The organism is Flavobacterium rarum (SeqCode), assembly GCF_965234445.1.
Lineage (GTDB): Bacteria > Bacteroidota > Bacteroidia > Flavobacteriales > Flavobacteriaceae > Flavobacterium > Flavobacterium rarum.
Genome location: NZ_OZ248501.1, coordinates 321,822 through 348,814, shown reverse-complemented (window position 1 = coordinate 348,814; position 26,993 = coordinate 321,822). Strand labels below are relative to the sequence as shown.

Here is a 26,993-nt window from a genome sequence, read left to right as displayed (position 1 = left end):
TAAAAGTCACAAAAAATGGCTTTTACAGTTTTTTTTGTTTACAATACACCTCCTTATAATTTGAAAAATTGAATTGATATGTTCTTTAAATTGTTCTTTTGAACGTTTTTTTTGTCAAGATAATTAATTAAATATTTTAAGATATTTTTGATGTAATCAAGTTGTTTGTTTTGTGTGTCATCCTTAAAAGTTAATTGTTAGGATTGTTGTAAGTACTTTACAATTAAACAAATAATTTCAAATGAATTGTTCGGATAGCCCGTTTTTAATCTCCTAACAGTTTTTTTGTTTAACCCAAATTCCGCATTAGACTTCGTTACGAAGCTGAATTATTCAATAAAAACAAGAGCTCACGGACTATTTTTGAAGATGTAATACTTTTGTATTTTGAATTTGAAAATAGGAGTACGTTCTTGGTTTTGAAGAAGAATTCAGGTGTAGTAGATTTCTAATGCGGAATTTGGGTATAATTCTTCTTTATTATTTTAATGAATTTAGAATACTAAAATTTTAGAATTATTTAATAAACAAAGCTATATTTGTTCGAAAGATTAAGGGTTTTAGATGTGTAACTTCATGCAATTTATAATTCAATATTCAAATCTGTTTTTTTATAATTTTATTAATCGTTTAAGACGCATTTGGTCTTAAATTTTAAATTTTTTGTTAATGAGAAAATTCAATTTTCTAAAACCTGTTTTCAATTTCATTTTAATTGGATTATTAATTACAACATTTAGTCGTTTGTTTTTGTTCTTCCTATTTAAAGATAGAGTTGTCGAAACTCAGGATTTTTGGTATATTTTCCCCATTGGTTTGCGAATGGATTTGATATTGCTGTGTTATATGTCATTCCTGCCCGCACTTTTGATTACCTTCATGCCAAATAAATGGATAAAATTCACCAATACATTTTTGGTTTTTTATAGTTTTTCATTCCTTTTTCTAATTCTTTTTGTAGAATTAGCGACTCCAGATTTTGTTAAACAATATGATACACGTCCCAATAAAATATTTTTGGATTACCTGATTTATCCTCGTGAAGTAGTTGGAATGCTTTTAAAAAGTTATTTGGTTTCCATAATTGTAACTTTTTTGATTTTGGGAACTACTTTGTATTTTGCTATAAAGAAAGGGAAAAAGTATTTCTGTACTCAAGAATCTAAATATAAAATCAAATTAATGGTGTTTCCATTGGTTGCTTTTTTGCTATTTTTTGGTGCTCGTTCCAGTCTTATTTCTAAGCGACCTATTAATGCCAGTAATGCTGTTTTTTCGACAGATCAGCTGACTAATTCGTTAGGTGTGAATTCATTTTATACAGTTGCATTTCTGCTTATTCGCTTAAAAATGAGGCGAACACAGAAATGTATGGTAAAATGGACAGAAATGAAGCGATTGCTCGTGTAAAAAAATACATGACAGTAGAAGAGAATGAATTTAGCACTCCCGAAATTCCTTTTTTACATGTTCAAAATCCTGAAGTGCTTTTAAAAAGACCTTATAATTTAGTGGTTTTTTTGCAAGAAAGCCTTGGTGCCGAATACGTAGGGATTTTAGGAGGTAAACCTTTAACACCGGAATTTGACCGCCTTTCAAAAGAAGGACTGCTTTTTACCAATTTATACTGTACCGGAACCCGTAGTGTTCGTGGAATTGAAGCAGTAGTTACCGGATTTCTACCTTCACCATCGGAGAGTGTTGTAAAATTAGGTGGTTCACAACAAGGTTTTTTTACTTTGGCTGATGCTTTTAAAAGAAAAGGGTACGAGACCAGTTTTATTTATGGTGGAATGTCAAATTTTGACAATATGGCTTCCTTTTTTAATGGAAATGGTTTTGAAGATATTGTAGATCAGGAAGATTTTGATGCTGATGGAAATAAATATGCAATGAAAGGAACATGGGGTTACTCGGATGAAGATTTGGCTGTAAAAGCTAATAACTATTTTAAAAGTAAAGGAGATAAACCTTTTTTTTCATTGATGTTTTCTACTTCAAACCATGAGCCGTTTGAGTATCCAGCAGGTAGAATTAAGCCTTTTGATAAGAAAGCAGCAACGGTTAACAATGCTATGAAGTATGCCGATTTCTCCATTGGAAAATTCTTTGAAATGGCCAAAAAAGAAGCCTACTTCAAGAATACTATTTTTATTGTAATTGCGGATCACAATACAAGAACTTATGGAAAAAATTTAGTTCCAATTAATAAATTTCATATTCCAGCATTAATAGTAGGACCTGGAGTGCCAAAAGGGAAAGTGTACAGTCAATTGACAAGTCAGATTGATATTGCGCCTACTTTATTAAGTTATGTTGGCGGTCAGTTTGAAACACCAATGGTAGGTAGAAATCTGAACAGTAATAAACCTCAGCCAAAAGGAAGAACGTTAATGCAGTTCAATGATATCAACGCTTTTAGAGTAGAAAACAAAGTGGTAATTATGCAACCCAATTTGAAACCATTACAGTTTGATATTAAAAATGATACTACATTGGTTCCAGTTAAATTGGATGAAGAATTTGCAAAAGATGCTTTAGCTCATGTCATAACAGCGGGGAATTTATACAGAGGGAAAGAATATAAGTTAAGGGATGTGAAAAAATAATTTTCAAACCTATGAAAACAGATAAAGCTGCTAAAGATGAAATTTCATTTTTAGTGGCTTTTTTTAAAATAACTGTCGAGTAAAATTTGAGCTGCTGCAAAAGGTGATATTTCATCTTTTTGTACAGCTCTTTTATTTTTCTCTAATAGTTTAATGATATCTGGATGATTGTAAAAATGATTTTTTAATTGTTCATTGATGGTTTCCATCATCCAATATTGGTTTTGTTCTTTTCGTTTTTCTAAGAAATACTCATTTGATTTTACCAATTGGATGTATTCTGAAATGGTTTGCCATACTTCAGGAATTCCATCTTGTGTTATGGCGCTGCAAGTAGAAGTTGTAGGTGTCCACCCAGATTTTTTTGCTGGAAATAAATGCAATGCCCTGTTGAATTCAACTTTTGCTAACTGTGCTTTTTTAATGTTGTCACCATCGGCTTTGTTGATTACTATGGCATCTGCCATTTCCATAATGCCTCGTTTGATACCTTGGAGTTCATCGCCAGCACCCGATATTTTTAAAAGCAAAAAGAAATCGACCATACTGTGAACCGCAGTTTCACTTTGTCCAACGCCCACTGTTTCGATTAGAATAACATCAAAACCAGAGGCTTCGCAAAGTGTTATGGTTTCGCGAGTTTTTCGAGCCACACCACCCAAAGTTTCTCCAGAAGCCGAGGGTCTTATGAATGCATTTTTGTCTTTCACCAATTCTTCCATTCTGGTTTTGTCGCCAAGGATGCTCCCGTGTGAGATGGTACTGCTTGGATCTACAGCAAGTACGGCTACTTTTTTGCCTAAACTGGTTAAGTGTTTTCCAAAAGCTTCTATAAAAGTACTTTTCCCAACACCTGGGACACCTGTAATTCCTATTCGGATTGATTGATTGGCATGAGGTAAACAAGTATTGATGACTTCATTTGCTTTGGCTAAATGATTGCTATTGGTGCTTTCGATTAACGTAATAGCACGGCTCAATGCAGTAATGTTTCCAGATAAAATTCCAGTAACCAATTCAGAAGCTGAAGGTTGTTTTTTTCTGGATTGTATAATGTGTTGCATGCCACTTGTACTGATCATCTCGGGTTGCGAAATTCCAGGTTTTTCGTTTAATGCGCTTGGATTTGGTTTTTGTATAGACAACTTTTGTTTTGTTTATTCGATAAGTAAAAATACTAAAAATTGGTTGTTTTTTTGTTCGAAAATGATTTTAGAATGATTTATTAATTGTAAGATTATACCATTTTTTTTTGTATATATTTGTTTAAAGGAATAAAACATTTTAATTATTATGAGTAAGAAATCATATTTTTCGGTTTTAATATTTGTTGGAATTTTATTGACATTAACAGGAGTTAAAAAAATAATTAATTTGGAAACTATTCCTGATGAGTCACTTTGCTATAATGTGGGTCATTATTGTGGGATTTATGCAAGAGCATTTGTTGGATTTGCTCTAATATATATAGGAGTTCTGAATTTAAAATATGGAACTTAATTTTTTTAAGTACGTATTTTAAAAAAGTATCTTTGCAACACTATGAACAACTTTATACTCATTTTTGTTTGCTTATTTATTGGGATTATTTTTCAAAATATAAAGCAAGTTCCTAAAAATACTCACAAGTTTTTAAATTGGGTTGTTATCTATATTTGTCTTCCCGCTTTGTCATTATATTATATTCCAAAGATTAAGTGGGATAATCAATTGTTGTATCCTATTGCTGTGGCTTGGATTGGGTTTGTAGTTTCTTATTTTTTCTTTAGCTTTTTAGGAAACAGATTGGGTTGGTCCAGAAAATTGACCGGTTGTTTGATTATTTGTGCTGGACTTAGTAATACTTCCTTTCTAGGTTTTCCTATAATTGAAGCTTTGTATGGCGAAGAAGGTTTGAAAACGGCCATTATTGTTGACCAACCGGGGTCTTTTGTAGTACTGTCTACACTCGGAATTTTGGTAGCTACGGTTTATTCCAAAGGAAATTTAAGTGGTTTTCAAATTGCCAAAAAGATTGCTTTTTTTCCTCCATTTATAACTTTTTGTATCGCTTGTTTGATGAATGTTTTTCAGTTCGATTTTAGTGATTGGGTGCAACTATTTTTTAAAACCATTGGGAGTGGTGTGACACCTTTGGCCTTACTTTCGGTGGGATTGCAATTAAAATTCGAAAAGCGAAGTATGCATTGGGGATTTCTCGGCTTGGGATTACTTTATAAATTGATACTTACGCCAGCAATTATTTATATTTTATATGTTCTTGTTTTGCATCAGCATTCTAAGGAAATTGAAGTAGCAATATTAGAATCGGCCATGGCTCCAATGATTACGGGATGTATCTTAGCGTCTACTAATGGGTTGAAACCAAGACTGAGTAGTATGATGATTGGTTTTGGAATTCCTATTTCGTTTATTACTTTGCTATTCTGGTATTTTGTACTACAATACGTTTGATTCTTGTTTTGCAATTACACCAAATTATGGATTTTAGCATACTGCAATAACATAATAGTTTTGGCATCTTTTATTTCGCCAGATTCTATCATAACATACGCTTGGACAAAAGGGATTTCGATTACCTCGATTTCTTCATGTTCTTGCTCTAAACCGCCACCTGAGCTAACTCTCATACTGGAATCATATTCTCCAATAAAGTAATGTAAAATCTCGGTTACTGCCCCAGGTGACATATAAGCTTCAAAGATTTTTTTAACAGAACGCAAGCGGTATCCTGTTTCTTCCTCGGTCTCACGGATGATGCAAGCTTCAGGGTTGTCTTCGTCTAGTAATCCTGCACAAACTTCGATTAATAAACCGCTTTTGTTACCATTTAAATAAGTGGGTAATCGAAATTGTCGCGTTAAAATAACAGTTCCTTTGGGTTGGTTGTACAATAAAATAGCGGCCCCATTACCTCTATCATAAACTTCCCGTTCTTGTGTATCCCATGAATTGTCTTTTTTCTGATAGTCTAAGATGATTTTATTTAGAGTATACCAGTTATCGGAGAGCAATTCTGTTTTCTGAATTTTGAATTTTGGATTGTTCATTTTGGTGAATTTATAATTTTGTTATGGATTGCGTTTCTTACTGCTAATGGTTTTGTATATATCTCCCCAATTGTTATTATTGTTGTTATTTGGCAGACCTTCATTATTCAATAAGGCATCTTGATCATTTGTGTCTTTTTTCCAAGTCCAAGCACAAACCGAAAGTCCTCTATTGTATATAAGATCTAAAAATGATTTCGGATTCATTAAAACACCCGCATTAATGGGTGCTGTTTCTCCAAAAATAATTGGAAGCTTTTTTTGTATTAATTGGTCTAATCTATTATTTAGGGAAGGATTTTCATCCAAAAGCCATTTTTCATAAGCATGTATATCAAACAGGATATTTGATTTGTTTTTTAAAAACTCGGTTCCTTTATTTAGAAGCACACTTTCATCTTGTCCCTGTTCTGCACAAGGAACTAAAATCATATTTGTGTTTCCAGTATTTCGGATTAAAGTCACTATTTCGTTCATAGTGTTGAACCAAATTGCATCTGTATAGCCGTCAGTTCTGTCATATCGGAAAGGTTCGTTCCAGACTTCTATCCAAACATCGGGCTGATTTTTGAAATAAGTTGCCCATTGTTGCATGATTTCTTTATAGTCATTCCACCAAATGGTCTGTGTTGGAAATTTACCAGTAAACATATTTGATTCTTTTCCATCCCATCCAAAAGGGCAAATTATGGTTATTCTATTATTAGCTCTATTACTGTCTACTATACTTTGAATTGAATGTAAATAAGAGGAGTTTGAGTCTTGAATAGCATTGCCAGTTATTGGAGTTTCCTTTATGTTTCCTATAAATTCTCTTGATAGGTCTATGTTCCAAGAATTCATGTCGGCACTCTCTGGACTGAAAACATGAAAAGAATTTGTTCCAATCAATTGAATTGGTTTGTTGTCTAGAAGTATTTTAGTTTCTAAAGTACTGTATTTATTTGATGTTGAATTTGCAGCAATGCTATCCTCATTTTTGCAGGAGAGCAATAGATTTAAACTAAGTATAAGTAATACGGCAATTAGTTTGAAAGTATACTTTGTCATTTTGGCTTTTTAATAGATAAATCTTTAATGCATTTAAAATAAAGTTAAATGTACAAATGTTTTTGTAAAAAAAAACGTCCCGAATTATCAGGACGTTAATTTATTATTTAAGAATTGTTTGCTTTCTGTCTGGTCCAACAGAAACAATTTTTATTGGAACTTCAACTTCTTTTTCGATGAACTCGATATATTCTTTTAATTCAATTGGTAACTGATCGTAAGTGGTCATTCCAGTTAAATCTTGGTGCCATCCTTTGAATTCTTTGAAAACTGGAGTTACATTCTCTGGTTCGATGTTGTATGGAAAATGCGAAATAGTTTCTCCTTTATAATTGTAATCAGTACAAACTTTCAAAGTTTCAAAACCAGAAAGAACATCTCCTTTCATCATCATTAATTGTGTTACCCCGTTGATTTGAACAGCATACTTCAAGGCTACCAAATCCAACCAACCACAACGTCTTTGTCTTCCGGTAACTGAACCAAATTCGTTACCAACTTTGGCCATAGTCGCGCCATCTTCGTCAAAAAGTTCAGTAGGGAAAGGTCCGCTACCTACACGAGTTACGTATGCTTTGAAAATTCCGTACACTTCTTTGATTTTGTTTGGAGCAATTCCTAAACCGGTACAAGCACCTGCAGCAGTAGTATTTGATGAAGTTACGAATGGATATGTTCCAAAGTCAACATCTAATAAAGATCCTTGAGCTCCTTCGCAAAGAATTGATTTTCCAGCTCTTTGTGCTTGGTTTAAGTATTCTTCACTATCAATAAAGTCTAATGTTTTTAACACTTCGATAGATTCGAAAAATTCTTTTTCCATTTCTTCTAAGTTGTACTGAATGTTAACATCGTAGAACTTAATCATTTCTTCGTGCTTGTCAGCCAATGCTCTATAACGCTCTTTGAAATCTTCTAATTCGATATCACCAACACGCAATCCATTTCTTCCGGTTTTGTCCATGTATGTTGGTCCAATACCTTTAAGAGTAGAACCAATTTTGGCTTTTCCTTTTGATGCTTCAGAAGCGGCATCCAGTAAACGGTGCGTTGGTAAAATTAAATGTGCTTTTCTAGAGATAATTAATTTGCTTTTGATGTCTAAATTAAATTTCTCTAAACCTTCTAATTCTTTTTGAAAAACAACTGGGTCAATTACCACTCCGTTTCCAATGATGTTTATGGCTGTTTTATGAAAAATTCCAGAAGGAATAGTTCTAAGAACGTGTTTTATTCCGTCAAATTCTAAAGTGTGTCCTGCATTTGGACCTCCTTGAAAACGAGCAATGATGTCGTAATTTGAAGTAAGAACGTCAACAATTTTTCCTTTTCCTTCATCTCCCCATTGTAATCCTAATAATAAATCTACAGTCATTCTATGTTTTATTTGTAGTTAGTTTTCTATTGTATTCTCTGTGTTTGTTTTTTTCTTGTTTCCGTATAAGTATAAGGAGTGATTGGTAATTTCGATATCAAAAATTTCTTCGATTGTTTTTTTAATCGTTTGAATTCTTGGGTCGCAAAACTCAATGACTTCACCAGTATCGGTCATAATGATATGGTCGTGTTGTTTGTCGAAATACGATTTTTCGTAATGGGCTTGATTTTGTCCAAATTGGTGTTTGCGTACCAAGGCACAGTCCAAAAGTAATTCGATGGTGTTGTAAAGTGTAGCTCTACTGACACGGTAGTTTTTGTTTTTCATTTTGAGGTATAGGTTTTCTATATCAAAATGTTCTTCACTTTCGTAAATTTCTTGAAGGATTGCATACCGTTCTGGAGTTTTGCGATGTCCTTTGTTTTCAAGATACATTGTAAAAACATTTTTTACAATCTCCTGATTTTTGTTGTTATCGGTGGAAATGAGTGTCATATCTTGCAAAGATAAATTTTTATTTTTAAAGTGTAAAAAATTAGAGTTTTAAATTCTAACTTCTATGGTTTATTTTTTGATATAAAATAGCTTAGAATTAGAATATTTTTTGAAATAAGATTTCGAGGTTTACTGAATAAGTGATAGACGCTAGTATTAGGCTACACTTTTTCATGACATTCCATCTTGGTTTTTAAAAATAAATGTATTTAACGGGATCTACTTTTCATTCTCCTAATTTGTAATAATATAAAAAAGGTTACATTTTTTTAAATTGTTTTGTTATTACTCGATTTTAAGAATTATTTAGAATTTTGGATAGAAACGCTTGTTAATTGTAAATTTTCAGATTGTTATTTATTGAAAATTGAAGAGTTTTTTTTGTCATGTGCAATCACAAAAAAAAATCATTGGAATCTGTTTTAGGTATTTAATTCAAATAAAGAAGCTTCACTACAAAAGTAATGAGGCTTCATTGTATTTCTGCTTTAAAAAAAATCCGATATCGGATTTGCTATCCTTGCCCCGCATAGTCAGAGACATTTGAGCAGCGGGGGTATTTAGCACTAATACGGCACTGATTTTGTATATGTTTCTTGGGAAATTATTGCTTCTTGTAGATCTATTTCTTTATCGGCAGTTTTTAGTTTTATAGAAATGCCTTTGGTTTCTCTTGGTTTGGTATTTCGATCTATAGTAACTAAAAATTGAATAGGTTCGTTTGGTTTGGTTTGCTCAAACAAGGCTTTTACTTTTCTCTCATCAAAAAAAACATCGCTTTCCATACGCCTGTCGTTGATGTCGTGCCAAACTATATTCATTTTTCTTGGTGCGGCTCTTTTTTTTATAGCTATTTTATTGTCATTGAGACTCAAAAAGATGGATTCGAATTCACCATTTATATAATTAAGTTTAATTGTTTCTACCTTGTCTTCTTGTTTTAGCACAGGAGTAAAAGCGTACTCTCTAAATAAAGTATCCCAATAGCCAAATGGTAGCTTGCCTTGCGCTATTTGGTCTTTTATTTCTTGGGGTAAATCTTTGGTCATAATATGAACTACTTCATCCATGCCTTTTTTATCCTTCATTATCTCATGAGCTACTCCCCAATCCACATTTTTATCTTCATGGGCTTGGTAGTGCCCTACGATGGTCATGTTAGAGGGACTAAATACATACAGTACTACCATACCTCCTGGGAAAAGCCCCGCATTAACAGTAAAATCGTAATCTTTTACAATGCCTACTTTTTTGGTTGCTACATCCCAATATGGTCTTTCGCTTCCATTAATCATCAATCCCTCTATTTTCTCGGAATCTAGTTTAAAAATGCCTGAATAACTCTTATTTTCTGTATAGGATATCCATGTAATATCCAATATTTTAGGAGATATTCCTGTAGCTCCATCTGTAGTAGAATTTGTATTATCTCCAAGATTATCACTGTTTATAACTTCATCAAATGGCATATATGCATACCCGCTCTTTGGGTTGTCTCCTACTAGTAAATGTCCCGAAAATATTTCGGCGGGGTAATTTTTGGGTGAGCAAACGGCAGTTTCCCATCTATATTCTTTTTGTTCCATTTTGTTTTGGCATGAGGTAAGCGTTATGTTTGATAACGCTGTTAGAATTAGTAATTTAAAGACTCTGTTCATAGTTATCCAGGTATTATTTTTCTGTTCCAATCAATAGCGATTAATTCCTTTTTTTTATTGGGCTCCATACCAACACCATCCATACTGGCAGAACAATGCAAGTATTGACCGCGTAGCATCAATAGCATATTATGGTCTTTTACCTTTTGATTAAAATCATCTCGCTCTTTTTCACTATCCCAATTTTTCTTTCTTTTGGCTTCTATTTCTTTTGCTGTATAGAACTTTAGACGGGATTCATCTTCAAAAGCATATTTGTCTATGCGCTCTTTGACTTCGTTTAGCGCAGATGGAATTTTATAGTATAAATCTAATGTATTTTGGTAATCCCACGCAATTTTATATTTACGTTTACCAAATTCCGCCATCAAGTGCAGGATTACAAGGCTGTATTCATTACTTAAATTTTTGCGTGTTCCTTTTAGATAGCTTGGTTGTTCGTTAAGCTGGTAATCTTTGTACCAACCATGTTCTATTGCTCTTTGTTTTTCAATTTTTATGTTTGAGGAACTCTCCGTTAAAATTACAATTTCGCCTTTATCGGCCTTGTCGTTTGTCAGGTTTTTGTATCCTTCTCCAATATCCGAGTGTACTCCTGGTAAGGTTAGTTCTTTGCTCTCGCCGCCAGCACTTGCAATATTGGTAAGCGGAAACATTTTTCGATGTTCATCTTCGGCGGTAAGATGCACTGTAAAGCCAACTGTAGGGATGTGTAATGGGACTTTATCAACCGTTATGTCATCAAAAACATCTCCATCATAAGAGGAAACCGTGTCGTACAATCCTAAAAAGCGAATTTTTATGCGAATGGGTTTTATTTTGTAATCCAACTCCTTGAAGGCCTTACCCAAATATCCCATATTATAGCTATCATTGTCTTTGGGATTTCTAATCTTATACAATTCATTTGCAAAGATACGCGCCGCAGCTGCACCACGGCTAAAACCAAAAACATCAATATATAAAGTGCTTATGCTAAATTCTGCTTCTTTGTTTAATTTTCTTACAATATCAAAACAGCCTTTTTCTACTTTTTCAAACAGTCCTGTCTCTCCTGTACCATATCCTTGCCCGTAAGTAAAGTCTCCATAATAACTCAACGAACCATCCTTTTTCTTTTCGGGGTTTTTGGTACCAATACCCTCTACATAAATTGAATAGTAGTGTTTCTCTTTGTTTTTAGAATATGCTTTTTCTAGCTTATCTACATTGCTATTGTCATTTCCAAAACTCGTGTTTGAGCCATCATTATTAGATGCCCAACTTTTTTTAAGTGTTGGATCTTTTCTTCGTCCTTCTATGTTTTTTCTATTGTTTGAGGTTCCATCAAAGAAGACGCCAATGGTAACATCGTTTCTTTCTTTACCATCTTCTTTTGGCACTACAAATCGTGGTTCACCAAATACTACATTTGCCATATTGTTATGATTTATTGCCTTTTAGTTGTACTTTTTTATTAGAATTTAAGGTTAAGTTTTCTTTTGTAGCTATTATTTCAACTTTTTCGGCAGTTTCATGAATGGTCTGAGCCATACAGAAATAGTTGTTTTTTATTTTCACAGTCAAATTTTTTGCACTTTTATTAATTGCCATATATTGTTATTGTTTACGGATTAAAACATACTCGACTTCTCTGCGCTATTGACTTCTACCGTTTTTTTACTGCTTTCCAAAAGCATATTTTCTTTGGTACTAAAAATGGTTACTTTTTCAGCATGTTGTGTAGATTCTAGTGAGCTACGGGTCAGCTTTTTTTCTGTAATTTCAGTTTTATTATTGGCACTTTCGTTAAAATCACCAGCTGCACTCTGGTTAATATCATGACCCGCAGTTTGGGTTATGTCCTTGTTAGCAGAATTCTCCATATTCTCCCCCGCACTTACCGTTACATTTTTTCCAGCAGTTATACTTACATTGTCGCCAGCATTCAATGTAAAATTCTTCGGTGCATTGACACTAATATTTCCTTGACCATCCATTTTCCAAGTATTGCCAGACGGATCTTCGATGAAAACACTTCCTTCGGCATCGTTAAAAATCATTTTGGTGCCGGAGCGGGTGTGAATTACCTTTTGGTCATTGCCACTGGTGTTGTATCCTGAACTTTCGCTACCGTTGTAGTTTGTACCCATTATGTATGGTCTTTCGGCACTTCCTCCTTCAAAACCTACTAGTACTTCCTCGTCGATTTCTGGGATGAAATAAAATCCTTTTCCTGCTCCTGCGTGCGGTTGTATAAGACGCATCCAGTCGCTCTTCATATTTCCTCCAGCCCAGTAAAATGCTACTTTTACACGTCCTAAACCGTCGGGGTCGTTGTTGTCGATTACTTTGGCGGGTTGACTTTCGGCTTTGGCGTAAGCGTGCACATTGGTGTAATGTGGCGCACCAACATCGGAGGGAATGGCTTTGAAAGCACAAGTGTAGTTCCCGTGTACTTCTGAGTGATGCGTGGCTTCTATGACCACTAAATTGTGTTCTACTGTATTGTTTACAATCGTAAATTTTTGACCTATTCCAAGCGGTAAATAAGATATTCCGCTGTAAAAAATACTGTTGGCATCTTTACCATTGGTTTGTAGCTTTACCATTTCTTCAATCGTGTTAGAATCGGGTGCTTGTGGTATAGGCGCCTACTTCCAAGTCAGGTTGTCTTACCGCACCTTGTCTGTATCCAACTGCGGTTGCAAATCCATTGCCACTACCTGTAGTAGTTTTTCCCAATGAATTTTTAATATTGGAAGCACTATTGTAATCATAACCGCCTAGCGATTCTTTGTGAGAATGCAAAAGGGTTTGTATCTTGAAATGATGCAATGACCCTCCATTGGTTAGTTTTATTTTGCTCGGTTTTAGCTGTCCAAACTGCATGCGCATTCCATCATGATAAAACCATTGTCCGTAACGCTGGGCAAGCCTTTTTAAGAAATCGAAGTTGGTTTCGTTGTATTGCGGCATATAGGCCAGATTCGGGTCGTAAGTTGGGATGATTGCTTCACGATTGTAAAAATCACCTGGACCTTCGGACAGAATTGTTTTTGCAATGGTTTCTAAATCTTGTTCCATAAAGGTTCTTGACCTTTTCATATCGTCAAGAAAAATAGAATGACTTATTCCTGTCACGTGCAATCCCGCGGGACTGCCGTGCAAATCAATAGATTCGAGTGAATTAATGACTCCTTTGGCCATCAATTGTACTCCAGTAAGGCTCTTGAAAGTAAAGATGACATCGCGTCCCAAGTAATCTCGTATGGCTTTGGCTTGTGCGCTGGGTTCTATAATGGCGGTATTGGTGTATTGCCACACAAACGAAAAATGGTGGTGGTCTTCCATTTTTTGATCCAACTTCAAATCATAATAAATGACATTTGGCGCAAAACCGCTAATATCTAAATGTACTTGTTCTGCGAATGTAATCATATCTTTGTAGGTTAAGGATTATTTAAAATAAAAGTTATAGTTTTTTATTTACAAACTTGAACTATTTATTTGAAAGAAACAATACCCACTTTTAGTGATATTTGAGCTTTTTTGAGGGAGGCTTTTTTATTAGATCCAACTACCAAATCAAACTAGTAATGGGTACTGGATACGATTTTTTTCAAGGCGAGACATTAATTAATTCGGTATGCTAAAACATCTTTTTTTATAGGAATCGGTTTTTCTTTTTATTGAATTTTATTCGGAAAAATAAACGTTTTGGTGTAAAATAAAAGTATTTGCGAGCTACGTGAGGGATAGACGCTAGCTACCGAAGTAGCGCAGATAGCCCGACCGCATTGAGTAAAGGGGCTTTGTAATCGGTGCTATAAGTAAGCCCCTTTGCTCAATGGGGTCACGCCCAAATGATCTTGGAACTATTTGATTTTAACAATATTGTGGTGTAAAGTTTTATTTGTTTTTGGCTAGTTTTTGTAAACACGTGTTACTTTGTCTATTCCGTCTATTTTTTTGATGTTGTCCATTAATTTCTTCAAAATGGTAATGTTTGGAACAATTACAGATACTTGTCCTTTGAAAATTCCGGCTTCACCACTCAGTGAAATGCTTTGTATGTTGACATTCATATTGTTAGAGATCACTTTTGTCAACTCGTTTGTTAATCCCAAAGTGTCCATTCCCATAATGTTGATGATGGCTTTGAAGTCTTGTTGTGTGGAGTCAATCCATTTGGCTTGCATGATGCGATAGGCATAATTGGATTGCAAAGCGATGGCATTTGGACAATCTTTTTTGTGAATTTTTATACCATCATTTATGGTTACAAATCCAAAAACTTCGTCTCCTGGAATTGGGTTGCAACAACTGGACAATTTGTAATCGAGTTTGTCTTGTGTTTTTCCAAAAACAAGCATGTCATAGTTACTGCTGATGACTTGTTTGTGAATGTCCTCGTCTGCAGTACTATTGGAGCGTTTGATTTTGTTCTTGAAAAAGTTGATTAAAGTGTTGCTTTTTTGAGCAGCATAATCTTTTAATTGTTGGTTGTCGATAGAACCGACACCTACTCTATAAAATAAATCTAAACTTGTTTTTAGTTTAAAAAAGTTGACCAATTCATTGATAGATTGCTCGTTTAAGGTAACTTTTAGGTGTTTTAGTTTACGGGTAAGGAGTTCTTTTCCGTCTTCGGCTATTTTCTTAGTGTTCTCGTTAAGAACGCTTCTAATTTTGTTTTTGGCTCTCGAAGTGGTTACATAATCCAACCAGTTAATGGTCGGTTTTTGATTGGCAGAGGTGATGATTTCTACTTGGTCTCCACTTTTTAATTCATAATTTAAGGGGACTAGTTTACCGTTGACTCTGGTTCCTCTTGTTTTTATTCCGATTTCGGAGTGAATGCTAAAAGCAAAATCCAATGATGTGGCACCTTTTGGAAGGGATTTGATTTCTCCTTTTGGGGTGAAAATGTAAATCTCTTTGGAATACAAGTTCATTTTGAAATCCTCGACAAAATCTACGGCACTAGTTTCGGAGTTTTCAAGGGCTTCTTTCAAAAGATTCAGCCAAACATCGAGACCGTTTTCTTCGGTGGCTCCGTTTTTGTATTTGTAATGTGCTGCATATCCTTTTTCGGCAATTTCATCCATACGCTCGCTACGGACTTGTACTTCTACCCAACGCCCTTTTGGCCCCATTACGGTGATGTGCAAGGCCTCATAACCAGTTGACTTTGGTGATGAAATCCAGTCACGTAATCGGCTTGGGCTGGGTCTGTAATGGTCGGTTACTATGGAGTAAATTTTCCATGCCAGAAATTTTTCGTCGTGTGGATTTGATTTATATACAATACGTAGGGCAAATTTGTCATAGACTTCGTCAAAAGTGACGTTTTGTGCCAACATTTTTCTGTTGATGGAATAAATGGATTTTGGTCGGCCTTTGATGATGTAATCTACATTTTCTGCGTCTAGTGCATTTTTGAGAACTTCTGAAATGTCTTTGATATAAAGATCCTGTTCTTCCTTGGTCTCTCTAATTTTGCTTACAATGGAATTGTATTTTTCAGGTTCAGTATATTTTAAACCTAAATCTTCTAGCTTATTTTTTATTTTATAAAGGCCTAATCGATGGGCTAATGGAGCGTAAATGTATAAGGTTTCAGATGCTAGCTTGACTTGTTTGTGGTCTTCCATTGAGTCCATAGTCATCATATTGTGCAATCTGTCTGCAATTTTTATGAGGATTACCCGAACATCGTCATTTAGAGTCAAAAGCATTCTGCGGAAATTCTCTGCTTGCATGGATACATTTAAATCTTTTTGCACCAATGATATTTTGGTTAATCCTTCGACCAATTGAGCGATTTTGGGACCAAACATTTTTTCGATGTCTTTGACGGTGATTGGAGTATCTTCGACAACATCGTGCATTAAGGCTGCAGCTATAGAAGTAGCTCCCAAACCAATATCGGAAGCCACAATTTTGGCCACCGCAATAGGGTGGAAGATATAGGCTTCACCAGACTTGCGACGTTGTTCTTTATGGGCATCAACAGCCACATCAAATGCCTTGCGTATCAGTTTTTTATCCTCTGTAGTTAAAGTTTGATAACTAATGCGCAGTAACTCTTTGTATTCTTGAGCAATTGCTTTGTTTTCTTTTTCTATATCGATTTCTATCATAACGGCATGGTTCAATTCTTAAAAATACAAAATTATTGCAATATAGGCAAGAAGAGAAGGGGGATTTTAAATTGAATATTTAAGTAGTCTGAATTTAGACTCTTAGTTTTTTAGGGAATTTTGACTTTTACAATTTTTACAAACTTGACTACATTTTTTGTGTATAAAAATTATAATCTTTTAAAATAGTTTTAATAAAAGCAGCTTGATTAAGTGTTTGCATTTTAATTCCTGTAACAGTTTGAATTTTGGCAGCTAATTTTTGAATCGTTTCTATATCACTGTTTTTTTCGGCGATAAGAAAAGTTTCTTTAATTATTCGCATATCATTATCGGAAAGTTTAATAACCAAGGGGTAAATTGGTTGGTAAGTATCTCCAATTTCTTCTAAAATTGTATTATTGATGCTAATATTGTTTTTGAGGGTTATCACTGCGGTTCCTGCTGCCAAATCTCCCATTCGGCGTGTTTTATTGTTGACTACCATAGCTACCAATCCTATTAAGCCTCCAAGCATATTGTTTTCTATGATTCTAAAAAGCCAACGAATAAGATAATCTCCAAAACTGGCTTGGTAGCCTTCTATTTTTACAACTTTTATTTTTAATAATTTTTTACCGATTGTTTGTCCTTCAAAAATGCTTTCGAGTGTTACAGAATAAATCATTACTGGAAAGAAAAAAATAATAATCACAGCCATTCTGGACCATGTATCAACTGTATCTAATAATTTGGAAAAGCCCAATAAATTAAAAAACAAGTAAATAACAACGATACAATAAGCCACCTTTATGAGAAAATCCAACAGACTAGCCGACATTCTTTCGCCAACAGAAGCGGCTCTGAAATTTATAGTAACATTTTGTGTTGTACTTATGGTTAATTCTGACATATTTCCTATTTTAGCATTTCTATGAGAGAAATTGCATTCATTAAATCTAATAAAAACAAATGGCTTGAATTTGAACAAGCTATTTTTGGTAAAGCTAAAAAAAATCCAGATGAAATGGCAAATTTATACATTCAATTAATGAATGATTTGTCTTATGCTCAAACGTACTACTCCAAAAGCAAAACGGTTGTTTATCTAAATTACTTAGCATCTAGTATTTACCAAAAAATATACAAAACCAAACGAACAGAAAGTAACCGATTACTTTTTTTCTTCAAAACCGAAGTGCCACTTATTGTTCATGAATATCGTAGATATATAGTTTATGCTTTTGCATTGTTTTTTGCAACGGTATGCATTGGAGCTATTTCGGCTCGATACGACGAAAACTTTGTACGATTGATTTTAGGAGACGGTTATGTAAACGAAACTTTAGAAAATATAAAAGGAGGAAATCCAGTAGCCATTTACAAATCGGGAAGCAACTGGGGCAGTTTTATTGGAATAACCCTCAATAATCTTTATGTAGGCATGTGTTGTTATATTTTTGGTGTTTTTGGAGGGATTGGTACTTTCTATTATTCGTTGCAAAATGCTATTATGCTGGGTTCTTTTCAATATTTTTTCTATCAGCAAGGTGTTTTTTGGAAAAGTGTAAGAGGTATTTGGATTCACGGTTCGATGGAAATTTTTGGAATTGTGATAGAAACTGCAGCTGGTTATATATTGGGAGCTTCTATTCTTTTTCCGAAAACTTATTCAAGAATGAATTCATTTAAAATTGGTTTCAAAAATAGTTTTAAAATATTTTTGAGCACTGTCCCTTTTACTGTTGCTGCCGGTTTTCTGGAAGGATTCATCACCCGATATTCTATAGATATGCCGAATTGGCTGAGTAGTTTTATTATAGTATTTACTTTGGCAATCATCTCTTTTTATTACTTAATCTATCCATTTATCGTTTACAAAAAAACCAACCTACCAAATGTTTGAACTTTACAAAGAGCGTGATTTAAGCGCTAATTTCTCTGATACTATTGCTTTTTTTAAATCCTTTGGAAAACACTTTTTCAAAAACTTTTTTATAATCAACGGAATCTTCTTGATGATATTAGTGGTTTTGATCTATTTTATTTCAAAAATTTATATGGAAGTTCTTTTTTCCAGCGCCAATAACCTAACTAATAATCCGGATTATTTATTTAATTATTTAAGCAACAATATTATCCTTGTAATGGGCGGTTTTATTCTAACTTTTGTTCTAATAGTTATTTTATCTATGCTCAACATTACTTTTCCGGTAATCTATTTAAAATTATTTGAAGAAACCAAAAGCGATAGTTTTACTACCCAACAAATTATTAACGAGCTAAAGAAAAACGTTGGAAAAATGTTGCTTTTTTTATTGGGAATTGCATTCATCATTATGCCTTTGGCCTTTGTTACTTTCGGATTACTCGTTTTACTTTGTTTTGTACTCATCGGGTTTCCATTATTAATTATTGTTGGATGCGCTTTTTTTTCCTGGATAATGCTTTCTTATCATGAATACATCTTGAATAATGTTGGTTTTTTTAAAGCATTATCGAATGGATATTACTTATTAAAACTAAAATTCTGGAGCATCGTTGGAACTACTTTTTTAATGATAATGTTGGTTCAAACTATTCAAGGGATTATTACAATAATTCCCTATTTAATAACAGTTGGATCTTTATTAGTTTCTACACAAAATTTACAAGACTCCAATTTACAATCAGACAGTTATTCTACAATTGGAATTATTATTGCTGTAATAATGGTGTTTTCTGTGTTGTTAAGTTATGTATTTAATAATTTCATAGTCATCAATCAGGGACTTATATATTACAGTATGCATGAAGAAACTGAAAATCACACTACAAAAAATCAAATCGATTTAATTGGCACCGACCTTGAATAAAACCATTATCCTTATACTTTTTTTCTTTTGTTCCAATGTTGGAGCCCAAGATTCATTGGCTGTAGCCAAAAAAGAAAAAATCGAATATTCTCAAAAAGATATTATAGTTGATAGTTCTGTAGTTGAACTTAAGCCTTTTGCTAAAAACTTTAAAAAAAAGTATTCAAGCGCTCCATTTATATATGAATTCAAAACACCCGAGAAAAATGCATGGGATCGTTTCAAGGAATGGCTAGCCAATTTTTTTAAAAATATATTTAGTTTCAGCGATACTAAAACTTCTATGCATTTTGTAGAAATAGTTTTAAAATCGCTTGCCATTCTTATTGTTATTGGAGTAATTTATATGATTGTCAAAGCCATTATGAACAAAGAAGGTCAATGGATATTTGGTAAAAACTCAGACAAAAAAATCATTAATTATGATGAAATCGAAAAAAACCTGCATTTGGTTGATTTTGAAAAACTGATTCAAAAAAGCTTAGAATTAGACGAAAAAAGGCTCTCTGTGAGGTACTATTATCTTTGGTTGCTTAAAAAAATGTCTGAAAAACATATTATTGACTGGGATCTCGAAAAAACAAACACCGATTACCTTTATGAAATAAAAAATCAAGCACAAAAAGAAGAGTTTGCTTATTTGTCTTATTTATACAACAACATTTGGTATGGCGAATTTGAACTGGACGATGCTACTTTTGTGAAAACAAAAAATGCTTTCGAGAAATCAATAAAAAAAATAAACAATGCATAGAACACTAAAATTATACATCGCACTTTTGGTGGTTCTATTAGTGACTATTGTTGTAATTGACAGCAATCGTCCCAAGCCCATTGATTGGACGCCAACTTATTCCTTAAAAGATAAAATCCCTTATGGATTGTATGTTTTGGACAATGAAATTGGTACGCTTTTGAAGAACCAAAAAATAGAAAAATTCAAAACTACCCCTTACGAATTTTTTCAAGGAAACTATGATTATGATCCGAAAGCTCATGAGAATCAAGAACAAGGAATTTTCTTAAGTATTTCGAAAAATTCAAACTTAGACGGCCAATCCATTACAGAAATATGTTCGTATGTAGGCAAAGGAAATAATGCTTTTATGAGTTCTGAAACCATCCCGAACGAATTATTAGATAGTTTAAAACTAAAAATGGATAGTGAGTACAAGTATTCGGACAGTATTTACAATTGGGTCGCCAACAAAAAACTAGGGAACCAGAAATATAAGATAATAGAAGGTGTAAACAATAATTATTTCTCCAAAATTGATACTTTAAATACTACTGTCTTAGGCTATCAAAATGGTGACAGCACCAGAGTTAATTTTGTAAAAGTAAATTACAAATCGGGTTTCTTTTATTTGCACACTCAGCCTGTCGCTTTTACTAATTTTCATTTATTAAAAGGAAATCATCGCGAATATGCCGAAAAAGTACTGTCTTACATACCACAAGGAAAAGTGTTTTGGTGTACAAACGATCAAAATGGAGAGGTGATTTCAGAATCTCCAATGCGGTATATTCTAAGCCAACCCTCACTGAAATGGGCTTGGTATCTGTTCTTGATCGGAATGATTGTTTTTATACTATTCAATACCAAACGAAAACAACGAATAGTACCTATAATAGTACCTCTGGCAAATACAACTGTAGATTTTACCAAAACAATTGGAAACTTGTACTATCAAGAAGGCGATCATAATAATATAATTGACAAAAAAATTATTTATTTTCTTGAAAAAATTAGAAACGAATATTTAATGGATACGAACAAATTGGATGACGATTTTGCTAAAAAGCTCCAACATAAATCTGGAAAGAAATTGGAGGATATTAAACAGGCAGTGGATTTGATAAATGCCTATCGAAAAAGCAGTTTTCTAAGTATTGAAGAAGATCTAATTCAAATAAACAAGGCAATTGAGAAGGTAGTAAATTGAAATGCTTTAAAAAATTAAAATATAAAACCCAAATACAATCAGTGTAATCTGAGATAAAAAATATAAAAGAATACTATGGAAGAGACAAATACCATCGAAAACACAAACGAAAATGTAAATTTTCAATCTCGAATTAATCTGCAGCCGCTTTTAGAAAGCATAAATGCCATAAAACAAGAATTAGGAACTGTCATAGTAGGACAAAGCAAAATGATTGATCAATTGCTAGTAGCAATATTATCAAACGGTCACGTATTACTTGAAGGTGTTCCTGGAGTTGCCAAAACGATCACCGCAAAACTTTTGTCAAAGACTTTGAATATTGGTTTCAGCCGAATTCAATTCACTCCCGATTTAATGCCGTCTGACATTTTGGGAACATCTGTTTTTGATTTAAAAAAATCAGAATTTGAATTCAAAAAAGGACCGATTTTTTCCAACTTAATTTTGATAGATGAAATTAATCGTGCACCTGCAAAAACTCAGGCTGCCCTTTTTGAAGTTATGGAAGAACGTCAAATTACAATTGATGGATCTACTTATATTTTAGACACTCCTTTTTTAGTAATTGCTACTCAAAATCCAATTGAACAAGAAGGTACCTATCGATTACCTGAAGCACAATTAGACCGTTTTTTATTCAAAATAGCTATTGATTACCCAAAAATCGACGAAGAAATCATGATTATACAAAGAGAACATTCTTTGCAAAATCACGGAAAACTTGACAATATCAAAACCTTACTTTCGTCTGAGCAAATCAAACACTTTCAAACTTTAGTAAAACAGATTATAGTAGAACAAAATTTATTGGAATATATAGCAAAAATTGTCATAAACACACGTGAGAATGCCTTTTTATATTTAGGCGCTTCCCCACGAGCCTCAATTGCCATATTGAACGCGGCCAAAGGTTTCGCAGCTATTCGAGGACGTGATTTTGTTACTCCAGAAGACATTAAAGAAGCAGCAATTCCAGTTTTGCAACATCGAATAATAGTTACTCCAGAACGCGAAATGGAAGGTATAAGCAGTATAGAAATTATTAAACAAATATTAGAGAGTGTGGAGATTCCGAGATAGTTTTTATTTTTCTAGAACTTTGACAAATTTCAAAAAAAAACCTATGCTCAGGCGGGAATAAATTTTTACTAAATATAAAAAAGTAAAATGGTGATTTTATAAAAAAACGAAACCCGATGGTTTGAATTTCTTCAGGGACAAACATCGGGAATAAGATTCAGCAAAGATATGCAAATAAATTTATAAAAGCGAAATTAATGAGATATTCTGAATTTGAAGAAATAATATCTGTTGCGAGAATGAGTCGCTACACTACAGCAACTAATTCAACAAAAAAAGCAATGACTTTATATCGGTTGAATTTAAGATTATCACAAGAACTTTTCACTGTAATTTGCTGTTTCGAAATTTGTTTACGAAATGCAATAAACAAACACAACATCACAATTTTGGGCAATGATTGGCTTCAAAATGGAGCTGCTCATGATGGTTGTTTTGACAATATCAATTGCAGATTTACTCGCACAAATATAAATGATGCTGTCTACAAATTAAATTACACATACACTCATAGTAAGTTAGTTGCTGAACTTGGCTTTGGGTTTTGGAGATTTATGTTTGCACAAAATCAATATACTGCCACTGGAAGAACTTTATTACGAATATTTCCTTTAAAACCGACTAGTACACCAGTAATACAATACAACAATATCTTTATATTTAATCAATTGGCCAAAATTAATGATATAAGAAATCGCATTGCACATCATGAACCTATCTGTTTTACAACTGGTCAACCAGTAAAAAATACAATTTATGCAAGACAGCATTATGCTATAATTAAGCAATTATTTCAATGGATGGGCATTAATGAACCAGCTTTGTTATATGGTCTTGATCATGTCGAAGTAATCTGTAATCAAATTGATGCATTGTAATCATTTTTCAATAATAGTTATTATATAAATCCCTTTTAGAATTTATGAAACTACTCAAAAGTCTATACATCAACAATTTCTTTTTCTATGCACTATTAAGTGTTGTAGGATTGTTTGTTTTTGCTTTTATATTTCCTGCTTTGTACAATGCTACATGGTATATTTTACTGATACTATTGACTTTTTTACTTTTGGATATTTTGATTCTATTTTTTACCAAAAGTGGAATTGAAGGCACTAGAACCCTCTCTGAAAAATTATCAAACGGTGATGACAATGAAATAAAAGTTGGAATCAAAAACTATTATACTTTTCCGATTTTGGTAAAAATAATTGATGAAATTCCATTTCAATTTCAAATTCGGAATTTTGAAATCAAACAAAAAATTAAAGCCTCTTCTGAAAACGAAATCCATTACTTTTTGCGTCCAACAGAACGTGGTGAATACTATTTTGGGAATTTAAATGTGTATGTTTCTTCTCCGTTGCAATTAGTTTCAAGAAGATTCAAATTCGACTCCAATAGAATGGTTCCTACTTATCCATCTTATATTCAGTTAAGAAAATACAGCTTAATGGCTTTTTCTAACAATTTGTTTCAATATGGAATCAAGAAAATTAGAAAAATTGGCCACACCATGGAATTTGAACAGATTAAAGAATATTCTCAAGGTGACGACATTCGAACTTTAAACTGGAAAGCCACTGCGAAGAAAAATGCTTTGATGGTGAATCAGTTTCAAGACGAAAAATCACAATCGGTTTATATGATAATCGACAAAGGCCGAGTAATGAAAATGCCTTTTAACGGGCTTAGTTTACTGGATTATGCCATTAATGCAACCCTTGTTTTATCAAATGTTATCTTAAAAAAACAAGATAAAGCAGGAATGTTTGCCTTTTCAAAAAAAGTAGAAAATCGTGTTTTTGCAGAGCGACGTTCTTCGCAAATGCAAAAAATGTTGGAAACTTTATACAATATCAAAACCGATTTTTTTGAAAGTGATTTCAGCCGCTTGTATACTGACATCAAGAAAAATATCAATCAAAGAAGTTTGATAATCTTGTACACCAATTTTGAGACTATGGATGCCTTGCACCGACAATTGCCTTATTTAAAAGGTATTGCCAAAAATCATTTATTAGTAGTTATCTTTTTTAACAATACCGAACTCAATGAAATCATTAACAACAATGCTGAAAACATTCAAGAAGTGTATGACAAGGTAATTGCCGAAAAATTTGCCTTCGAAAAAAGATTAATTGTCAATGAGCTTAAAAAATATGGCATTTATTCAGTACTTACTCAACCTGAAAATTTGACTTTGGACACGATAAACAAATATTTAGAAATCAAAGCCAGGGGCATTCTTTAATTTAAGATTTTGAAGTTTGAGATTTAAAAATTAGGATTTAAAAAAAGGTAGTAACTTTGCTTACTTCTAACTTTTCTGTTTATAAAATGAAACAAATTACTTCAGTTCAAAATCCATTTATAAAATCTTTGGTGCAATTGCAAGAAAAAGCAAAAGCGCGAAAACAATCAGGTACTTTTTTGATAGAGGGAAAAAGAGAAATCGAAATTGCCATGAAGGGCGGATACGAAATGGAAACCCTTTTATTTCTTCCTGAACTTATATCCGAAACTGAAACCAGAAAACTATCGAATAACGCTGAACTGATAGAAATCAACAAGGACGTTTATCAAAAGTTGGCTTACAGAGACACTACAGAGGGTGTTTTGGCTGTTGCCAAAGCCAAATCAATGCAGCTGGCTGATTTGAAATTGTCTAAAAATCCATTGATTCTTATTGCCGAAGCGCCCGAAAAACCTGGGAATATTGGCGCTTTATTTCGTACAGCAGATGCAGCAAATCTGGATGCCGTAATTATTGCCAATCCAAAAAGTGATTTGTACAATCCAAATGTGGTGCGTTCCAGCGTTGGCTGTTTATTTACCAATCAAATTGCAACGGGTACAACTACCGAAATTATTGCTTTTTTGAAAGAACGAAATATTGATTTTTATTGTGCTACGCTTCAAAACTCGACTTCCTATCACACGCAAGATTACACGACCCCAACTGCTTTGGTTGTAGGTACAGAAGCTACAGGTCTTACTCAAGAATGGCGTGATGCCGCTACTCAAAATATTATAATCCCGATGCAAGGCGAAATAGACAGTATGAATGTTTCGGTAGCTGCAGCGATTTTGATATTTGAAGCCAAAAGGCAGAGAGGTTTCTAGATGTCAGATTTTAGAATTCAAATTTTAGAATAAAGAACATAGAGAATAGAATATAGATTTTGAAACAATAAACATAAAAAAATATGAAGAAATTTAATGTTTCCCTTTTACTGCTTCTTGCATTTAGTATCCCTTCTTTTGCCCAAATTTCTGATCAAGAAGTAGACAATGTTGTCAACAAAGCTTTGACAGCCTTTAATGTTCCTGGAATTGCAGTTGCCATTGTCAAAGATGGTAAAGTAATTCTTTCCAAAGGATATGGTATAAAATCCATCCAAACTAACGAAAAAGTGGATGCCAATACACTATTTGGAATCGCTTCCAATAGTAAAGCATTTACAACTGCGGCTTTGGCAATGTTAGTTGACGAAGGCAAACTAAAATGGGATGATAAAGTCATTTCCTACCTACCGAATTTCAAAATGTATAATGATTATGTAACCAATGAATTTACCATTCGGGATTTGTTGACACACAGAAGCGGTTTAGGTCTTGGAGCTGGAGATTTGATGATTTGGCCAGGCAAAAGCGATTTTACTCCTCAAGATATCGTTCAAAATTTGCAATATTTAAAACCAGTTTCAGCATTTAGAACCCAATTTGATTACGACAATTTATTATACATCGTCGCAGGTGAAGTAATTAATAAAGTAAGTGGTATGACTTGGTGTGAGTTCATTGAAACACAAATTATGAAACCATTGGATATGAAAAACAGTGCGGCTTCATTTATTAGATTAAAAGACACTAGCAATGTTATCGCTCCTCATGTACCAATGGACGGAAAACTAAAAGTAATTAAGCGATACCAAGATCAAATTCTAGATCCAGCTGGCGGAATTTACTCAAGTGTAAACGATATGAGCAAATGGATGATTATGCAATTGAATAATGGAAAATACGGTACCGAAAACAAACAATTATTCTCCGTAAAAGAACATACAGAGATGTGGACGCCTCAAACCATAATTCCTGCAACCACAAAGCCACCTTACAACACTCATTTTAGTTCTTATGGATTGGGCTGGTTTTTGAGTGATGTAAAAGGGTATAAACAAGTTACACACACTGGAGGTCTTGAAGGAATTGTCACTCAGGTTACTTTATTTCCTGAGTTAAATTTAGGAATTGTAGTATTGACCAACCAACAATCGGGTGCCGCTTTTACTGCTATTACCAATACCATAAAAGATAGTTATCTGGGTATAAAATCAGATGATTATGTTACTATTTACAGCAATCGTGTAAAAGCCAACGAGGAAACGGCAGATAAAGTAACAGAAGAAGTTTGGGCAACTGTAGCCAAAAACAAAAAAGACAATGTCAAAATTGACTTCAATACCTACATTGGTAGCTACAAAGACAATTGGTTGGGCGAAATTGTAATAAACGAAAAGAAAGGAAATTTGTATTTTGCATCCAAACGTTCTCCGCAACTTTCGGGAGAATTATTCCTATACAAAGACAAAAATTTAGTGGTAAAATGGAACAATCCCTATTTTCAAGCTGATGCTCATTTGTTTTTTGAATTAGATGCAAACGGAAAAGCAATAGGAATTAAAATGAAACCAATCTCTGAACTCACTGACTTTAGTTACGATTTTCAGGATTTGGATTTTAAGAGAATTTAAAAGTTAAA

The 26,993-nt window shown here is 33.4% G+C and carries 25 protein-coding genes; 13 read left to right on the top strand and 12 right to left on the bottom strand.

Annotated features, from left to right (window positions below; all coding sequences use genetic code 11):
• The first annotated feature begins 669 nt into the window (after nt 1–669).
• Both AC8GF4_RS12140 and AC8GF4_RS12135 read left to right on the top strand, forming a co-directional pair.
• Entirely contained in the window at nt 670–1,410 is a 741-nt protein-coding gene (locus AC8GF4_RS12140) for a hypothetical protein (protein ID WP_506594978.1), read from the top strand.
• A complete protein-coding gene (locus AC8GF4_RS12135; RefSeq protein WP_506594976.1) occupies nt 1,380–2,609 on the top strand; it encodes an LTA synthase family protein in 1,230 nt (409 codons plus the stop codon). The genes AC8GF4_RS12140 and AC8GF4_RS12135 overlap by 31 nt, the downstream gene beginning before the upstream one ends.
• Before the next feature lie 50 nt (nt 2,610–2,659).
• On the opposite strand, the gene meaB is transcribed toward AC8GF4_RS12135, so the two are convergent.
• The gene (gene meaB / locus AC8GF4_RS12130; RefSeq protein WP_506594974.1) at nt 2,660–3,754 is read right to left on the bottom strand and encodes a methylmalonyl Co-A mutase-associated GTPase MeaB; all 1,095 of its coding nucleotides are present in this window, start codon (nt 3,752–3,754) and stop codon (nt 2,660–2,662) included.
• Between the two features lie 148 nt (nt 3,755–3,902).
• Here meaB and AC8GF4_RS12125 point away from each other — a divergent pair, with 148 nt between their 5' ends.
• Together AC8GF4_RS12125 and AC8GF4_RS12120 are read left to right on the top strand one after the other, a co-directional pair.
• Nucleotides 3,903–4,109: a hypothetical protein gene (locus tag AC8GF4_RS12125; protein ID WP_506594972.1), complete on the top strand. Its 207-nt coding sequence runs from the start codon at nt 3,903–3,905 to the stop codon at nt 4,107–4,109.
• A gap of 42 nt (nt 4,110–4,151) precedes the next feature.
• Nucleotides 4,152–5,063 carry an AEC family transporter gene (locus tag AC8GF4_RS12120; protein ID WP_506594971.1) on the top strand — a complete coding sequence of 304 codons (912 nt, stop codon included), beginning with the start codon at nt 4,152–4,154 and terminating at the stop codon, nt 5,061–5,063.
• A 14-nt stretch (nt 5,064–5,077) separates the two neighbouring features.
• Here the strand turns inward: AC8GF4_RS12120 and nudK are convergent, their stop codons facing one another.
• From nudK to AC8GF4_RS12065, 11 genes are all read right to left on the bottom strand, one after another.
• Nucleotides 5,078–5,659: a GDP-mannose pyrophosphatase NudK gene (nudK, locus tag AC8GF4_RS12115; protein WP_506594969.1), complete on the bottom strand. Its 582-nt coding sequence runs from the start codon at nt 5,657–5,659 to the stop codon at nt 5,078–5,080.
• 21 nt (nt 5,660–5,680) lie between these two features.
• Nucleotides 5,681–6,709: a cellulase family glycosylhydrolase gene (locus AC8GF4_RS12110; protein ID WP_506594967.1), complete on the bottom strand. Its 1,029-nt coding sequence runs from the start codon at nt 6,707–6,709 to the stop codon at nt 5,681–5,683.
• Between the two features lie 103 nt (nt 6,710–6,812).
• Nucleotides 6,813–8,084, bottom strand: a complete 1,272-nt coding sequence (locus AC8GF4_RS12105; RefSeq protein ID WP_506594966.1) for an adenylosuccinate synthase — start codon at nt 8,082–8,084, stop codon at nt 6,813–6,815.
• Between the two features lie 18 nt (nt 8,085–8,102).
• Nucleotides 8,103–8,582: a Fur family transcriptional regulator gene (locus AC8GF4_RS12100; RefSeq protein ID WP_506594964.1), complete on the bottom strand. Its 480-nt coding sequence runs from the start codon at nt 8,580–8,582 to the stop codon at nt 8,103–8,105.
• A gap of 566 nt (nt 8,583–9,148) precedes the next feature.
• Nucleotides 9,149–10,168, bottom strand: coding sequence for a DUF2931 family protein (locus tag AC8GF4_RS12095; RefSeq protein WP_506594963.1), 1,020 nt, complete (start codon nt 10,166–10,168; stop codon nt 9,149–9,151).
• Between the two features lie 74 nt (nt 10,169–10,242).
• Entirely contained in the window at nt 10,243–11,658 is a 1,416-nt protein-coding gene (locus AC8GF4_RS12090) for a T6SS phospholipase effector Tle1-like catalytic domain-containing protein (RefSeq protein ID WP_506594962.1), read from the bottom strand.
• 4 nt (nt 11,659–11,662) lie between these two features.
• A complete protein-coding gene (locus AC8GF4_RS12085; protein WP_506594961.1) occupies nt 11,663–11,833 on the bottom strand; it encodes a hypothetical protein in 171 nt (56 codons plus the stop codon).
• Between the two features lie 20 nt (nt 11,834–11,853).
• Nucleotides 11,854–12,831, bottom strand: a complete 978-nt coding sequence (locus tag AC8GF4_RS12080) for a phage baseplate assembly protein V (protein ID WP_506594960.1) — start codon at nt 12,829–12,831, stop codon at nt 11,854–11,856.
• A 13-nt stretch (nt 12,832–12,844) separates the two neighbouring features.
• On the bottom strand, nt 12,845–13,660 hold the full coding sequence (locus tag AC8GF4_RS12075; RefSeq protein WP_506594959.1) for a contractile injection system protein, VgrG/Pvc8 family: 816 nt from the start codon (nt 13,658–13,660) through the stop codon (nt 12,845–12,847).
• A gap of 485 nt (nt 13,661–14,145) precedes the next feature.
• Complete coding sequence (locus tag AC8GF4_RS12070) at nt 14,146–16,365, bottom strand: RelA/SpoT family protein (RefSeq protein WP_506594958.1); 2,220 nt, start codon at nt 16,363–16,365, stop codon at nt 14,146–14,148.
• A gap of 148 nt (nt 16,366–16,513) precedes the next feature.
• Entirely contained in the window at nt 16,514–17,257 is a 744-nt protein-coding gene (locus tag AC8GF4_RS12065) for an RDD family protein (protein ID WP_506594957.1), read from the bottom strand.
• Nucleotides 17,258–17,278: 21 nt separating this feature from the next.
• Between AC8GF4_RS12065 and AC8GF4_RS12060 the strand changes: the two genes are divergently transcribed.
• The 9 genes from AC8GF4_RS12060 to AC8GF4_RS12020 all read left to right on the top strand — a co-directional run bounded on the left by AC8GF4_RS12060 (nt 17,279) and on the right by AC8GF4_RS12020 (nt 26,985).
• Complete coding sequence (locus AC8GF4_RS12060) at nt 17,279–18,250, top strand: stage II sporulation protein M (protein ID WP_506594955.1); 972 nt, start codon at nt 17,279–17,281, stop codon at nt 18,248–18,250.
• On the top strand, nt 18,243–19,199 hold the full coding sequence (locus AC8GF4_RS12055; protein WP_506594953.1) for a hypothetical protein: 957 nt from the start codon (nt 18,243–18,245) through the stop codon (nt 19,197–19,199). The genes AC8GF4_RS12060 and AC8GF4_RS12055 overlap by 8 nt, the downstream gene beginning before the upstream one ends.
• Nucleotides 19,180–19,953 (top strand): DUF4129 domain-containing protein, encoded by a 774-nt coding sequence (locus tag AC8GF4_RS12050; protein ID WP_506594951.1) that lies wholly within the window; start codon nt 19,180–19,182, stop codon nt 19,951–19,953. Before AC8GF4_RS12055 ends, AC8GF4_RS12050 begins: the two co-directional genes overlap by 20 nt.
• Nucleotides 19,946–21,145 carry a DUF4350 family protein gene (locus AC8GF4_RS12045; RefSeq protein ID WP_506594949.1) on the top strand — a complete coding sequence of 400 codons (1,200 nt, stop codon included), beginning with the start codon at nt 19,946–19,948 and terminating at the stop codon, nt 21,143–21,145. Before AC8GF4_RS12050 ends, AC8GF4_RS12045 begins: the two co-directional genes overlap by 8 nt.
• A gap of 75 nt (nt 21,146–21,220) precedes the next feature.
• Complete coding sequence (locus AC8GF4_RS12040; RefSeq protein WP_506594947.1) at nt 21,221–22,228, top strand: AAA family ATPase; 1,008 nt, start codon at nt 21,221–21,223, stop codon at nt 22,226–22,228.
• A gap of 197 nt (nt 22,229–22,425) precedes the next feature.
• Entirely contained in the window at nt 22,426–23,106 is a 681-nt protein-coding gene (locus tag AC8GF4_RS12035) for an Abi family protein (protein WP_506594945.1), read from the top strand.
• A gap of 44 nt (nt 23,107–23,150) precedes the next feature.
• On the top strand, nt 23,151–24,482 hold the full coding sequence (locus AC8GF4_RS12030) for a DUF58 domain-containing protein (RefSeq protein ID WP_506594943.1): 1,332 nt from the start codon (nt 23,151–23,153) through the stop codon (nt 24,480–24,482).
• An 86-nt stretch (nt 24,483–24,568) separates the two neighbouring features.
• Nucleotides 24,569–25,354 carry a TrmH family RNA methyltransferase gene (locus AC8GF4_RS12025; RefSeq protein ID WP_506594941.1) on the top strand — a complete coding sequence of 262 codons (786 nt, stop codon included), beginning with the start codon at nt 24,569–24,571 and terminating at the stop codon, nt 25,352–25,354.
• An 83-nt stretch (nt 25,355–25,437) separates the two neighbouring features.
• Entirely contained in the window at nt 25,438–26,985 is a 1,548-nt protein-coding gene (locus AC8GF4_RS12020) for a serine hydrolase (protein WP_506594940.1), read from the top strand.
• Nucleotides 26,986–26,993 lie beyond the last annotated feature (8 nt).